At 51.1% G+C, this 13,426-nt stretch carries 16 protein-coding genes; 1 reads left to right on the top strand and 15 read right to left on the bottom strand.

What is annotated here, in order from left to right:
* Positions 1-9: 9 nt before the first annotated feature.
* The 9 genes from sstT to Q5741_RS12570 all read right to left on the bottom strand — a co-directional run bounded on the left by sstT (position 10) and on the right by Q5741_RS12570 (position 7,047).
* Positions 10-1,239, bottom strand: a complete 1,230-nt coding sequence (sstT, locus tag Q5741_RS12610; protein ID WP_305024446.1) for a serine/threonine transporter SstT — start codon at positions 1,237-1,239, stop codon at positions 10-12.
* A gap of 298 nt (positions 1,240-1,537) precedes the next feature.
* The gene (locus Q5741_RS12605; RefSeq protein ID WP_305024445.1) at positions 1,538-1,651 is read right to left on the bottom strand and encodes a putative holin-like toxin; all 114 of its coding nucleotides are present in this window, start codon (positions 1,649-1,651) and stop codon (positions 1,538-1,540) included.
* 368 nt (positions 1,652-2,019) lie between these two features.
* Positions 2,020-3,648: a chaperonin GroEL gene (gene groL, locus Q5741_RS12600; protein ID WP_305024444.1), complete on the bottom strand. Its 1,629-nt coding sequence runs from the start codon at positions 3,646-3,648 to the stop codon at positions 2,020-2,022.
* A gap of 84 nt (positions 3,649-3,732) precedes the next feature.
* A complete protein-coding gene (groES, locus tag Q5741_RS12595; RefSeq protein ID WP_305024443.1) occupies positions 3,733-4,014 on the bottom strand; it encodes a co-chaperone GroES in 282 nt (93 codons plus the stop codon).
* 245 nt (positions 4,015-4,259) lie between these two features.
* Entirely contained in the window at positions 4,260-5,024 is a 765-nt protein-coding gene (tatC, locus tag Q5741_RS12590) for a twin-arginine translocase subunit TatC (RefSeq protein WP_305024442.1), read from the bottom strand.
* A 68-nt stretch (positions 5,025-5,092) separates the two neighbouring features.
* The gene (locus Q5741_RS12585; protein ID WP_305024541.1) at positions 5,093-5,317 is read right to left on the bottom strand and encodes a twin-arginine translocase TatA/TatE family subunit; all 225 of its coding nucleotides are present in this window, start codon (positions 5,315-5,317) and stop codon (positions 5,093-5,095) included.
* A 40-nt stretch (positions 5,318-5,357) separates the two neighbouring features.
* Positions 5,358-5,858 carry a MogA/MoaB family molybdenum cofactor biosynthesis protein gene (locus Q5741_RS12580; RefSeq protein ID WP_305024441.1) on the bottom strand — a complete coding sequence of 167 codons (501 nt, stop codon included), beginning with the start codon at positions 5,856-5,858 and terminating at the stop codon, positions 5,358-5,360.
* A gap of 59 nt (positions 5,859-5,917) precedes the next feature.
* A complete protein-coding gene (moaC, locus tag Q5741_RS12575) occupies positions 5,918-6,400 on the bottom strand; it encodes a cyclic pyranopterin monophosphate synthase MoaC (protein ID WP_305024540.1) in 483 nt (160 codons plus the stop codon).
* Positions 6,401-6,405: 5 nt separating this feature from the next.
* Entirely contained in the window at positions 6,406-7,047 is a 642-nt protein-coding gene (locus Q5741_RS12570) for a 5-formyltetrahydrofolate cyclo-ligase (protein WP_305024440.1), read from the bottom strand.
* Positions 7,048-7,387: 340 nt separating this feature from the next.
* On the opposite strand from Q5741_RS12570, the gene Q5741_RS12565 reads away from it, so the two are divergent.
* Positions 7,388-9,340, top strand: coding sequence for an ABC-F family ATP-binding cassette domain-containing protein (locus tag Q5741_RS12565; RefSeq protein WP_305024439.1), 1,953 nt, complete (start codon positions 7,388-7,390; stop codon positions 9,338-9,340).
* A gap of 451 nt (positions 9,341-9,791) precedes the next feature.
* Here Q5741_RS12565 and tsaD read toward each other — a convergent pair whose 3' ends face one another.
* From tsaD to Q5741_RS12535, 6 genes are all read right to left on the bottom strand, one after another.
* Positions 9,792-10,862 carry a tRNA (adenosine(37)-N6)-threonylcarbamoyltransferase complex transferase subunit TsaD gene (gene tsaD / locus Q5741_RS12560; RefSeq protein WP_305024438.1) on the bottom strand — a complete coding sequence of 357 codons (1,071 nt, stop codon included), beginning with the start codon at positions 10,860-10,862 and terminating at the stop codon, positions 9,792-9,794.
* A gap of 3 nt (positions 10,863-10,865) precedes the next feature.
* Entirely contained in the window at positions 10,866-11,366 is a 501-nt protein-coding gene (gene rimI / locus Q5741_RS12555) for a ribosomal protein S18-alanine N-acetyltransferase (protein WP_305024437.1), read from the bottom strand.
* Between the two features lie 14 nt (positions 11,367-11,380).
* The gene (gene tsaB / locus Q5741_RS12550; protein ID WP_305024436.1) at positions 11,381-12,166 is read right to left on the bottom strand and encodes a tRNA (adenosine(37)-N6)-threonylcarbamoyltransferase complex dimerization subunit type 1 TsaB; all 786 of its coding nucleotides are present in this window, start codon (positions 12,164-12,166) and stop codon (positions 11,381-11,383) included.
* 4 nt (positions 12,167-12,170) lie between these two features.
* Positions 12,171-12,650: a tRNA (adenosine(37)-N6)-threonylcarbamoyltransferase complex ATPase subunit type 1 TsaE gene (tsaE, locus tag Q5741_RS12545; RefSeq protein WP_305024435.1), complete on the bottom strand. Its 480-nt coding sequence runs from the start codon at positions 12,648-12,650 to the stop codon at positions 12,171-12,173.
* A 178-nt stretch (positions 12,651-12,828) separates the two neighbouring features.
* Positions 12,829-13,020: an H-type small acid-soluble spore protein gene (locus Q5741_RS12540; protein ID WP_305024434.1), complete on the bottom strand. Its 192-nt coding sequence runs from the start codon at positions 13,018-13,020 to the stop codon at positions 12,829-12,831.
* A gap of 6 nt (positions 13,021-13,026) precedes the next feature.
* Positions 13,027-13,338: a hypothetical protein gene (locus tag Q5741_RS12535; protein WP_305024550.1), complete on the bottom strand. Its 312-nt coding sequence runs from the start codon at positions 13,336-13,338 to the stop codon at positions 13,027-13,029.
* Between the last annotated feature and the right edge of the window lie 88 nt (positions 13,339-13,426).

The raw sequence follows: 13,426 nt of genomic DNA, 5'->3' as shown, positions 1-13,426 counted from the left end.
TCTATATTTTTAGACATGAATAATATAATCCTTGCCTTCCTTGCGATCCTTTGCATACTCTGCTGTCGCTGTAAACAAAACATCGGAAGAAGAGTTCAGGGCGGTCTCCGCGGAATCCTGAAGTACACCGATGATAAAACCGACCCCTACAACCTGAATGGCCAGGTCATTCGGAATACCGAACAGGCTGCATGCCAACGGAATCAGCAAAAGCGAACCACCGGCCACGCCAGAGGCACCTGCCGCAGATACTGCAGACAGCAGACTCAGAATAATAGCCGTTCCAAAGTCCACATGAATGTCAAGCGTATGAACCGCAGCCAGCGTGAGTACCGAGATCGTCACGGCCGCCCCTGCCATATTAATCGTTGCACCTAACGGAATCGATACTGAGTAGGTATCCGGATTCAGCTTTAATTTCTCACATAATCTCATATTAATCGGAATATTCGCGGCTGAGCTGCGTGTAAAGAAGGCGGTGATTCCGCTCTCTTTCAGACAGCTGAGCACAAGCGGATACGGGTTTCTGCGGATGTTAAAATACACGATCAACGGATTGACCACCAATGCAATAAACAGCATACAGCCAATCAGGAGCAGCAGCAGCTTTCCGTAATCCATCATGGAGGACAGACCATGGGTGGTAATCGAATCAAAGACCAACCCCATAATTCCCAAAGGTGCCAGCTGGATGACCCAGCGTACCACTTGGGAAACCGCATCCGAGAGGTTGACCAGCATATTTTTGGTGTGGTCATGGGCATTTTTCAGAGCAAGACCAAGCACAATCGCCCAAGCCAAAATCCCGATATAGTTCGCTTTGATCAGCGCATTCACCGGATTGTCAACCACATTTAGCAGTAATGACTTTAGGACCTCTGTTATTCCGCCAGGAGGCGTTACATTTTCAGCGCCGCTCCCCAGAGACAACTGGACCGGAAACACAAAACTTGCTGCCACCGCAGTCAGACCTGCCAGAAAGGTGCTGATTGCGTATAGGGCAATAATGGATCTCATGTTGGTTTTCCGGCCACGTTCATGTTTGGATATGGCGGACATTACCAGAAGCAGAACCAGTAGCGGGGCAACGGCCTTTAACGCGGATACAAACAATGAACCGAGCAGCGATATTCCTGTCGCGCTTGGGACAGCTAAAGCCAGGATGATGCCGAGGATCATGCCCAGTAGAATTCGCTGGACCAGGCTAATTCGTTTCCACTTGAGTAATAAGGTTGTCATGATGTTCCTCCTGCTGTATGTATGTGAAAATAAGACAAAGCCGGCCATCAGGTGCAGCGAGGCCGGTTTACATTTACGATAGTTTACCACGAATCATGTTCATTGTGTTGAAAAGTGTATTTGGAAATCTTGGTGATTGCATCGCTGGAGAATTGCATTAATCATAAACCCGGTTATAATATGGATATAATACAAATAAGGAGCCGTGCTGGAACACGGCCCCGGTACAACACCGCTATAAGAGCGGCCGGCTTGAATTCAGGGACAGGAATAGACCGTTATCCCTTGCACGGGCGGTCTATTTCTTTTTGCTTTGGTTTAAGGCAATGACTATCGTAACGACCAATCCGATCAGCGTTACGACGAACGCAGCGAACTGGATCATGAGGGATAGCGCGTCTTTAACCTCCACAGGCATCACCTCCCTTCCGGGAGATTAGCCGACCGCCCATTATAGCCGTTCTGTTGTACTTTCCAGATTATAGCATACAAGCTCTCCATCCGGAGGGCTTTTTATTGTGCCCCTTGCATACTAAAATACAGTATATTTATATCCTGGGGTGCGCTATAAAATGACTTAGGCCTCGCTCCCGGACACTTTAAGGAAATTGAGATGCTAAGGCATTCGGGGGGTATCCTGACATAACCAAAAAAAGAAGCCTCTCAAAAGTTCGCAGAACTCATGAGAAGCTTCTATTAAAAATTGCTTTTGTTACCCAAATGTTACCCTTCAAGGGTTTTATCAATCAAAACCCTTGGTATATCAGGGGATGGGCTATATTACATCATGCCGCCCATTCCACCCATGCCGCCCATATCTGGAGCCGGAGCACCAGCTGGTTCTGGCTTGTCAGCGATAACCGCTTCGGTAGTCAGGAACATAGCCGCTACAGATGCAGCGTTTTGCAGTGCGGAGCGAGTTACTTTAGCAGGGTCAACGATACCGGCTTCGATCATGTTCACCCATTCGCCGTTAGCTGCGTTGTAACCTACGCCGATCTCTTCGCGCTTCAGACGCTCAACGATGACGGAACCTTCTTCGCCAGCGTTAGCAGCGATCGTACGGATTGGGGCTTCCAGTGCACGCAGTACGATGTTCACGCCTGTTTGCTCGTCGCCTTCCAGTTCAACAGCTGCTACCGCTTTGTATACGTTCAGGAGCGCTACACCACCACCGGATACGATACCTTCTTCAACCGCAGCGCGGGTTGCGTTCAGGGCATCTTCGATGCGCAGTTTGCGTTCTTTCAATTCGGTTTCCGTAGCCGCACCGACTTTGATTACCGCTACGCCGCCGGACAATTTAGCCAGACGCTCTTGCAGCTTCTCTTTGTCGAACTCGGAAGTGGTTTCTTCCAGTTGAGTACGGATTTGGCTGACACGTGCGTCGATGTCGGCTTTGTTGCCAGCGCCGTCTACAACGATCGTGTTCTCTTTGGTTACGCGCACTTGACGTGCAGTACCTAGTTGATCAACCGTAGCGGATTTCAGGTCGAGACCCAGCTCTTCTGTGATCACTTGGCCGCCAGTCAGGGCAGCGATATCCTGCAGCATCGCTTTGCGGCGGTCGCCGAAGCCAGGAGCTTTAACCGCTACCGCGTTGAATGTACCGCGCAGTTTGTTCACCACCAGCATAGCCAGTGCTTCGCCTTCGATATCTTCAGCGATCAGAACGAGCGGTTTGCCTTGTTGAACGATTTTCTCAAGCAGTGGCAGAATTTCTTGCGTGTTGCTGATTTTCTTATCTGTGATCAGGATGTAAGGGTTATCCAGCACAGCTTCCATTTTGTCTGTATCTGTAATCATGTAAGGAGAGATGTAGCCGCGGTCGAACTGCATACCTTCCACAACTTCCAGCTCTGTAGCAAATCCGCGGGATTCTTCAACCGTGATGACACCGTCTTTACCCACTTTTTCCATAGCTTCAGCGATCAGCTCGCCTACTTCTTCGTCAGCTGCGGAGATCGCGGCTACTTGAGCAATGGATTGCTTGCCTTCGATTGGTTTAGCGATGCTTTGCAGTTCTTCTACTGCTGCACGAACCGCTTTGTCGATACCTTTGCGGATACCGATTGGGCTTGCGCCTGCAGTTACGTTCTTCAGGCCTTCCGTAATGAGGGCTTGAGCCAGAACCGTTGCAGTTGTTGTACCGTCACCGGCAACATCGTTTGTTTTGGTAGCTACTTCTTTCACAAGCTGTGCGCCCATGTTTTCAAAAGCATCTTCCAGTTCGATTTCTTTGGCAATGGTAACACCGTCATTGGTGATCAGCGGGCTGCCAAATTTCTTCTCCAGAACGACATTGCGTCCTTTTGGTCCGAGTGTTACTTTTACCGCATTAGCCAGGGCATCAACACCGCGCAGCATGGAGCGGCGAGCGTCTTCACTGAATTTAATGTCTTTAGCCATTGATAAAAACCTCCCTAGAATGTTATAAAAATGGTCATTTTCTGCTTGCGTTCGTGCTTATGTTCAGGTCGTTCGGTTGTCCGATTAACCAATAATCGCGTGGATATCGCTTTCTTTCATAATCAAATATTCTTTGCCTTCGTATTTGATTTCTGTTCCAGCGTATTTGGAGAAAATAACACGGTCGCCTTCTTTCACTTCCAGAGGGATACGAGCACCGTCTTTCAGCAAGCCTGCGCCTACCGCTACAATTTTGCCTTCTTGCGGTTTCTCCTTAGCAGAGTCAGGAAGAACGATCCCGAAAGATGTTGTCTGCTCCTGCTCGATCGCTTCCACCAATACGCGTTCACCTAAAGGTCTGATCATGAAAAAATAGCCTCCTTTGAAAATTATATGGTCTTTCCTGGTTGCTGCATGTATGTATTAGCACTCAACTGACTGTAGTGCTAACAACCAATTTCATAATACTCAAATTGAATTGGGATTTCAAGTCTTTTGACATATTTTATATACATTCTCTAGCAGATTTTACTTAAGGCAGCCTGTATACGGAAGAAGACAGGCCCTTTTCCATTGTATCCATCCCCCTGGAAAATATGCCCGTCTTCCACCTACTCTTCTGCACCCAGCTCTTCTTCAAGCCGGGCATCGGCTGTCTGCTGTTTGCGGTACACCACGGTCGACAGCAGCACACTAACCTCGTACAGCCCCAGCAGCGGGACCGAAACGAGCAGATCTGATACGACATCCGGCGGCGTAATGACGACCGCCACGAAGACCAGTGCAAAATACGATACCCGGCGCATTTTGCGGAGCAGTCTTGGTGTTACTAAGCGCAGCCGGGTCAGGAGCATCACTGCGAGCGGCAGCTCAAACAGCAGCGAAACCGGAAGCACAATGTTAAACAAAAAGGTAAAATACTGTGCAACCCCGTAAGTCTCCTCCAGCCCCAGATTGCGGTTCACCGAGGTCGTAAAAGACAAAGCCATCGGGAAGATCACATAATACGCAAAAGCAGCACCGAGCACAAACAAAACAAACGTATAGGGAACGTACCTCCCTGCCGCCGAGCGCTCCTGTGGAAGCAGACCCGGACTGACAAATTTCCACAGCTGATAGACGATGAAGGGGCAGGTCAGAGCAAGCCCCAAGAGCAGAGCAATCTTCATGTAGATGCCCACCCCATCCCAGAACGAGATGGCATGAAGACTGAACTGTGCTGCCTGGCCATCATGAACAAGATAGGTATACACAGGCTGTGCCGCCAAAAATCCCCCTGCCAGCGCTGCAGCAAACACCAATAACACATAAATAATACGCCGTCTTAATTCACCGAGATGTTCCGTGAGCGGCATCAGCTCTTCCGGCTGCTGCATTCGGCATCCCTCCCCGTGCGAACCCCTCCTTCTCCGTGAAGGATTCCGGAGGACAAACGCTGCTGCACTTATTCCAGATTGCGTCTTTCGTCAGATTTGGATTCGATGACATCACTGCGCTCGCTGCGCCGTGCAGCCGGATCATCGTCCGCCATCATATCACGGGCGCCGTTCTTGAACTCCCGGAACGTTCGCCCCACAGCCCGTCCCAGCTCAGGCAGCTTGTTCGGCCCGAACAGCAGCAGGGCCAGAATGACAAGCAGAATCAGTCCTGGTGCACCAATGGTTTGCAGCATCACCCTGTCCTCCTTAACTTATTCAATCAGATTGTGTCTACAGATTTCGTGTATCTTCCCGGAATTGTCCGGTAACCATCAGCAGGGCTTCCGGCAGCTGATCCATAATTGCAGCGAGGTTCTCATGCACGCCCTTAGGAGTTCCCGGAAGGTTCACAATCAGACTTCTGCCACGGATACCAACAATACCGCGGAACAGCATAGCTGCACGGTTCTTCTGCATGACCGTTATCCTCATAGCTTCCGCCATTCCAGGCACCTCCCGGTCAATCACACGGCGGGTAGCCTCTGGCGTAATATCACGAATCGCCAGATCCGTCCCCCCTGTGGTCAGCACAAGATCTGCATGAAAATAATCGGTCATCTCAATTAATGCGGCTATAATCTCATCCGGTTCATCTGGAACAATCCGGTATTCCACAATCTCACCGCCGAGCTCCTCTTCCACCAGTTCCCGGATAACCTGTGCGCTCGTATCTTCCCGTTCTCCCCGCGCTCCCTTATCACTGGCTGTCAGAATCGCCGTTCTCCACACCATTTGATCACCCTTCTCCTATGGTAAGCACAGCAGGGTAATGCCTGCGTGCTGTATTATCATTATTTATTCTGATCCCGCACAAAGTCCCCATTCTTGCCGCCTGTCTTCGACTCCAGCAGGGTCGGGCCGATGATCATATCCTTCTGCAGGGCTTTGCACATATCGTAGACGGTCAGCGCAGCCGCAGAAGCAGCCGTCAAAGCTTCCATCTCAACACCTGTTTTACCTTCTGTCTTAACCTCGGCACGGATATACAATTCATCCTCTTCGTTATCGCCGAATGTAATATTAACGCCGGTCAAAGGGAGCGGATGGCACATCGGGATCCAGTCTGACGTTCTCTTGGCACCCTGAATACCCGCAATTTGCGCAACAGCGAGCACATCTCCTTTGCTGATACCGCCCTGTTTGATGGCTTTGAGCGTATCTGGATGCATAACGACCTTGGATACCGCTGCCGCAGTCCGGACCGTCAGGTCCTTGCCCGAAATGTCCACCATGCGGGCGCGTCCCTGTTCATTAAAATGCGTAAAGTTCTCGATCGTTCTCACACCCTCTTCTCCGTCCGAATCATTCCTTCTTCTGTAAAAAGCAAGTCAACCCGAAGGTCAAAGGGTTCCATGGGGAGCATTTCGTGCTCCATGAGCTGTCCCGGCAGGATGAGAGCCGCAAATACCGGCTGCTTAACCAGGGTCGCAGTGGGCATGTTTCTGAGCTTCTCCGCAAAGCGGTCATAATATCCCCCGCCATAGCCGATTCGGCCGCCGCAGTGATCGAAGGCTAGACCCGGTACCAGTATCCAGTCGATCTCCGGATAATCGGAGGACGGCCATATCGGCGCTTCAACTGATGGTTCCGGTATGTTCCAGCGCCCCGGGGTCACGTCATGGCCGCTGCGTATTCTGTGCAGTTCAAGCATGCCCTGCTGCTCAGTAATCCGCGGTGCAAGCACAATATCTCCCTGTTCCCAGCAGTGCTCGATCAGCGTCTGGGTCTGGGCCTCACTGCGAAAGGACAGGTAGCTGAACAGAATCATCCGGTCTTGACCGGATTGACTGCGAAATTGCTCCCATGCTGTTATCGCATGCCTGCAGGCCCTGACCGACGCCTCAAACCTGCGGTTCGCATCCTGCCTGTCTCTGAGTGCCGTCATCTGCTGTCGCAGCATTTTTTTAATATCCCGGACCATATACCCAAATTCCTCCCGGCCGAAACATCTATTTGTCTGTAAATTTATGTCTTATGTTCTGTAATCCTTCATCATACTTAATCCAGATTGAGCTGATCAAGTACACCAATGTCATCAAGCCGGACCTAGCGTCTCTGCACCTTGATCCCGGCTCTGATTCTTCTTACACTAGTTTATCATTGATTATGCAAAAACACTACCAGACCGGGGATTGCAGCTTCCTTTTTGTGCATTGCGGCGTGTTTTCATGTACACTGAAATTAAGGAAATCCACGGGTCATCCCCAGTTGGATACATAATGAATAGAAAGCTATAAAGTAGATGGAGGATAAATAGAGTTATGCTGCTGCAAGCTACAGGCATTATCAAAACTTACGGAATTGACCGCATTCTTGATGGCGTCAGTCTTCAGGTTCTGGAAAGGGACCGGATCGGACTGGTAGGCGTCAACGGAGCAGGCAAATCTACCCTGCTCAAAATTCTCGCCGGCGAGATGTCTTATGACGGAGGCCAAATTTTCAAATCCAAAGAAACCACAATCGGATACCTGGCCCAGAACAGCGGTTTGAACTCAGACCGTACGATCTGGGAAGAAATGCTGCTCGTGTTCAGCCATCTGATTGAGACCGAAGCAGAGCTTCGCCGGATGGAACAGCAGATTGCCGACCCCGCATCCATGGAGAACAGCAAGAAATACGAAGAATTGCTTGAGCGCTACGCCAAACGTTCCGACTGGTTTAAGGACAAAGGCGGATACGAGATGGAAACCCGGATCCGCAGTGTGCTGCACGGGATGGGTTTTGGTGACTTTGCACCGGATACTCCGATCTCCACACTGAGCGGCGGTCAGCGGACCCGGCTTGCCCTTGCACGGATTTTGCTGTTGGCGCCCGATCTTCTCATGCTCGACGAACCGACCAACCATCTCGACATCGCGACCCTGACCTGGCTGGAAGATTATCTGCGTGCTTACTCCGGCGCCCTGCTGGTTGTATCCCATGACCGGTACTTCCTGGACCGCCTGGTGAATAACATTGTCGAGATTGAGCGTCACCGTTCAACCAAATACACGGGCAACTACAGCCGTTATATTGATTTGAAAGCTGCGGAATATGAATCACAGATGAAGCAGTTTGAGAAGCAGCAGGATGAAATTGCACGGATGGAGGCATTTATTCAGCGCAATCTGGTACGCGCTTCCACGACCAAGCGGGCACAGAGCCGGCGTAAAGCGCTTGATAAAATGGAACGCCTCGACAAGCCCATGGGCGAGCTGAAGAAAGCTCATTTTGCGTTTGAGCCCGAATTCATGTCCGGTAAGGAAGTCGTCCATGTGAGTGATTTGTCAGTTGCGTTCACCGACCGTACGCTGTTCCGTCATGTTACGTTTGATCTGCGCCGCGGCGAGACAGTCGCCTTGATCGGCCCTAACGGTATCGGCAAGTCTACCCTGCTCAAATGTCTTACAGGTACGATGAAGCCGGCCACGGGTACGATCCAGTGGGGCAGCAAGATCCGGATCGGCTTCTATGATCAGGAGCAATCGAATCTTAATCCGCAAAATACGGTGCTGGAGGAATTATGGAGTGCTTTCCCGCATCTGGAGGAGGCACGCATACGGACCGTTCTGGGTAATTTCCTGTTCAGTGGTGAGGATGTCCTCAAACGGATTTCAGCGCTCAGCGGCGGCGAGAAGGCCCGGGTATCACTGGCCAAGCTGATGCTGGAGGGCGCTAACGTCCTGATTCTTGATGAACCGACGAACCATCTCGACTTGTTCAGCAAGGAAGTGCTGGAATCGGCGATGATTGATTTTGAAGGAACGCTCTTCTTCATCTCCCATGACCGTTATTTCCTCAACAAGATGGCCGAGCGTATCATTGAGCTTCACCCGGATGGGGTTGAGCATTTCCTAGGAAACTATGATGATTATACGGCCAAAAAACAGGAGCTTGAAGATATCGCACGGGAAGCCCAGGCGGAAGCGCCAACCGCAGCACGTGCAGCAGCTTCTTCCACAGTCCAGGTCGATAAAAATAATGGTGCAGCTTCCTATGAAGCGGATAAACAAGCCAAGCGTGAAGAACGCAGCCGCCAGCGCAAGCTGGAGAATCTGGAGAATGAAATCGCCAGACTGGAGGATGAGATCGCCGGTCTTGAAGTCAAGATGGCACTGCCTGAAGTTTATCAGGATTATACGGTTCTCCAGGAAATTCAGGCTGAGCTTGATGGATTAAAATCCAGGCTGTCAGAAACCTATGAAGCCTGGGAGCAGTTAGCTGTCGAAAATTAAAGATTTTATCGTTCATAAAATATTCATAATTCACACAAGTTAGTTAGCCACAGGTTTATCCACAGAAAAACCGGCTGGAAAGAGACGAAAAATGGCCCGCGCGGCCATTTTTTTGTCGTTATATCGCTAAAAAAAGATGTTTAACAATTTTATCCACTTATTTATCCACATTATCCACATTTCTTCCTTACGCTAATTATTCACGTCATGAACAATTTTACATCTATCTTAAAAGTATGATAAACAGCCTTTTCCATAACTTATCCCCATTATATACTGGATATGTGGATAAGTTTGTGCACAGCTTGACAATAACGTCTTTTCGTTTTTCCCCAATCTATTACACTTTTATGAAGACCAACATAGATATCCTCTCCAATTCGAAGGGGCAATGCACAGCTTCTATACAAAAAACCTGGTTCCCTCCCAGGAGGAAACCAGGTTAAATGTCTTACTTATATCTTTGCTTCTCTAGAGACCAGCCTTCAAGTGAAAGGCCCGGTTCTGCCTTCATATCGAGGTCTGTAAATTCGCTCTGCTTCCACTTTAGATAAGCAGCAGCCCCAATCATAGCCGCATTATCGGTACAATAATGATGCGGCGGGATCAGCAGCGGCAGGTTCTCCCGCTCACAGCGCTCCTTCAGCGCTGCGCGCAGTCCGCGATTGGCCGCCACACCGCCGCACAGCAGAAGCTGACGGCAGCCAAACTCCCGCATAGCGCGGACCGCCTTCTCGACCAGCACCTCGATGACCGATTCCTGAAACCCGCGCGCTACCGCGCCTTTGTTCAGGTTTTCTCCGCGCATGCTGGTCTGGTTTACCACATTCAAGACTGCTGACTTCAATCCGCTCAAGCTGAAATCGTAAGAATCGGGCTCCAGCCACACCCGCGGCAGTTGAACCGCTTCTTCCGACTCCAAAGCCATCTTGTCGACGTGCGGCCCCCCCGGATAAGGAAAACCTAGCGCCCGCGCAACTTTATCATAGGCTTCGCCTACAGCATCATCCCTCGTTGCACCAATGACCTTAAACTGGCCTTCGGCTTCCAGCAGAACAAGTTCCGTATGACCGCCCGACACAACCAGTGCGAGACTTGGATATTCGATCTCCTGGACGAGCCGGTTGGCATAAATATGCCCGGCAATATGGTGTGTACCGATTAAGGGTTTATCCCATGCCATGGCTAAGGTTTTGGCAGCGACAATTCCCACAAGCAGTGCTCCTACAAGGCCCGGTCCCTGCGTAACCGCAACGGCCGACAATTGATCGTGCGTAATTCCAGACTTCTCCACCGCTTCCTCCAGCATGTAAGTAATACTCTCCACATGCTTGCGTGAAGCGACTTCCGGTACTACACCGCCAAAAGCCTTATGGGTCTCAATCTGACTGGAAATGAGGTTTGACAGGACCTCTCTGCCATCCTTCACGACGGCAACTGCTGTCTCATCACAGCTGGTCTCCACCGCTAAGATGTAGCATGGCTCTTGAGTTATGCCGTTCCCCTTATGCTTGTCTATCATTTATTATGCTCTTCCTTCCTCTCTGTCGCCAGCCGGCTCCAGATCCGCCCACATAATCATGGCGTCCTCGTTATTATCCGAATAGTAGCCTTTGCGCAGCCCTGCGGGTCTGAACCCTTTTTTCTCATAAAGTCCCTGGGCCACATGGTTGGATACCCGTACCTCTAATGTCATTCTGACCATACCCATATAGGCAGCTGTGCGCATCAGTTCATCCAGCAGGCGTTCGCCCAGCTTGCGTCCCCGGTAAGCTGTCCGAACCGCAATATTGGTAATATGAGCTTCATCCATAATCGTCCACATGCCTGCATACCCGATAGGCTGATGATCCAGCTCCATAATCATGTAGCGGGCAAAATGATTGTTCGTCAATTCATTGCGAAAAGCCTCCTGAGTCCATGGAAGCGTAAAGGATTCCTCTTCGATGACCAGTACATCCGGAATATCCTCCAGCCTCATCATCCGGAAAACCAATTCGCCCCTCTCCTCTATATGCTGCTCCATTCCGCTCTCTCCCTTCAGCGCTTGCGAAGCAAATTAGCTTCCGCTTCGGACAGCTGGGTGTAATTCGGAATCAGCTCGTGATATTCATCCGACTCGCCGCGCAGCAGCCGCTCCGCTCCCAGCTTCCCGATCCAGCGTCCCTCCAGTTCGTATGGAACGGCCGCGACCGGGATAGGGAAGTTCATTTCTTCTGCCATAGATCCATACGTGCCCGGCTCACCTACCAGCCAGATTGCTGCAGGCTGATCCGCAGGACCGGCTTCACATACCCGGGCATGAAGCTGGGAGAGCCAGTCACTCATCAGCCGGATCCCGTCATCCTCCAGACGAGACGGCTTCTCTCCGTTTCTCCCTGCTGCGAACAGGGAAGTATAGGCCTGTCCTCTTCTAGCATCCATCATCGGCACAATCCAGACTCTCGCAGATTCAGCCTCATTCCCCCTGCTGTCCTCGTGTTTCGTCTGTGCTCCCCAAGCTATAGCCTGCAGACTGGATACACCAACAACCGGCACCTTCCATGCCCAAGCTAATGTTTTCGCAGCGGTCACGGCAATGCGGATCCCGGTATAGGAGCCCGGTCCGACGCCAACAGCCAGTCCATGGATATCGGACCGGCTCAGTCCTTGATCAGATAGAAGCCGCTGCAGTACAGGAACGACATGAACCGACTGGTTCCGTTCTGCACTCGTATTGATTTCTGCTGCTACCTTCTCTCCGTCCATCAGGGCGGAGGCCAGCATATGGGTTGCCGTATCCAGCGCCAAAAACCGCTGACGCGGCTGATCCTGTTCGTTCTGCATTCATTTATACTCCATTCTCAGCCAGACTGCGGCACCACTGCAGGTAAGGCTCGCCATAACCTATAAGGCGGATAATCCGCTGCTCTGGCCCCAACGTCTCGATCTTCAGCTCCAGACGCTGCGGCGGCAGCAGATCGGGAATGATGCTCGCCCACTCCACAAGGCTCACGCCTGTCCCGAAGAAATACTCATCGAGTCCCAGACCTTCCGCTTCATCCTGCGATATCCTGTATACATCCATATGGTATAACGGCAGTCTGCCTTCATATTCTTTGATCAGTGTAAACGTTGGACTGTTCACAATCCCGGGTACACCGAGATGCTTGGCAAATGCCTTGGAAAAGGCGGTCTTTCCCGCTCCAAGATCTCCATCCAGCGTAATGAGGCTGCCCGGTACAGCCAGATGTGCCAGTGCTGCTGCCAGTGTCTCGGTCTGTGCCTCACTGTTCGAATGGAACTCCCATTGTTCTGTTTGGTTGTCCAAGTTTTACCCACCTCTCGGCCCATCTCGGCCTTACTACGACTTGACCTTAATTATATCGGTCCCTCCGCTGTGCCGCAAGCCAGCTTATCCTGCATCTTGTCGGCAAATACAAAAATCGCGAGTTCCTCTTCTAATGAAGAAACTCGCGATTCTGGCTGCATCCCGCACGATCTGTCCGCTATTGCAGCTTATGAACTTCCTCAAGACGATCTACCCGCACCGTATGAGTGTCCAGCGGGTTGTTACCCAATTGAACCGTGGCCATTCCATTGGCTTCATCCACATGCTCAATCCAGATCGGCTTGCCTTCCAGGCGTACCGGGATGTTATCTTTTGCTTCATAGATTGCTTTGGCGCGCTTCACATCCATACCTTCTCATCCTTTCTGATCTTGTTCATCCGCAAACAGGGCGTCTGTCGTACTGTCTCCAATATAACCGTTGTCCTGTGTCACTTGACCTCCGCCAAGTCCCTCGTTAACCATCCGGTCCACATCGAAGGACAGAAATTCAGGAGCCAGCTGTTCCTCCTCGCGGGCGGTCAAGGCTTCCCAGTTCACATCCACGGCATCCGTTGCTTCATCAGGCAGCTCATGGCTTGCCATAAATTCAGGCGGTGACGCATGCTCCTCACCCTCTGATGGGGATACCCACTGCCGACGGGTGCGCTCCCAGCGAATTCTTCTCAATCTGCCTACCTCCATCCTTCGAATGAAACGCATAACCTGTTCCATATCGTTAAGATGACCATGCCTGCCGGAGATCATGCACCTGGGT

Source organism: Paenibacillus lacisoli, from assembly GCF_030580655.1.
GTDB lineage: Bacteria > Bacillota > Bacilli > Paenibacillales > Paenibacillaceae > Paenibacillus > Paenibacillus lacisoli.
This window is presented reverse-complemented; position numbering and strand designations above follow the sequence as displayed.

Bases quoted from the DNA above. Each gene is read 5' to 3' on its own strand.
- sstT (WP_305024446.1), bottom strand. From the start codon at position 1,239: ATGACAACCTTATTACTCAAGTGGAAACGAATTAGCCTGGTCCAGCGA.
- groL (WP_305024444.1), bottom strand. From the start codon at position 3,648: ATGGCTAAAGACATTAAATTCAGTGAAGACGCTCGCCGCTCCATGCTG.
- groES (WP_305024443.1), bottom strand. From the start codon at position 4,014: ATGATCAGACCTTTAGGTGAACGCGTATTGGTGGAAGCGATCGAGCAG.
- tatC (WP_305024442.1), bottom strand. From the start codon at position 5,024: ATGCAGCAGCCGGAAGAGCTGATGCCGCTCACGGAACATCTCGGTGAA.
- Q5741_RS12580 (WP_305024441.1), bottom strand. From the start codon at position 5,858: ATGGTGTGGAGAACGGCGATTCTGACAGCCAGTGATAAGGGAGCGCGG.
- Q5741_RS12570 (WP_305024440.1), bottom strand. From the start codon at position 7,047: ATGGTCCGGGATATTAAAAAAATGCTGCGACAGCAGATGACGGCACTC.
- Q5741_RS12565 (WP_305024439.1), top strand. From the start codon at position 7,388: ATGCTGCTGCAAGCTACAGGCATTATCAAAACTTACGGAATTGACCGC.
- tsaD (WP_305024438.1), bottom strand. From the start codon at position 10,862: ATGATAGACAAGCATAAGGGGAACGGCATAACTCAAGAGCCATGCTAC.
- rimI (WP_305024437.1), bottom strand. From the start codon at position 11,366: ATGGAGCAGCATATAGAGGAGAGGGGCGAATTGGTTTTCCGGATGATG.
- tsaB (WP_305024436.1), bottom strand. From the start codon at position 12,166: ATGCAGAACGAACAGGATCAGCCGCGTCAGCGGTTTTTGGCGCTGGAT.
- Q5741_RS12540 (WP_305024434.1), bottom strand. From the start codon at position 13,020: ATGGATGTGAAGCGCGCCAAAGCAATCTATGAAGCAAAAGATAACATC.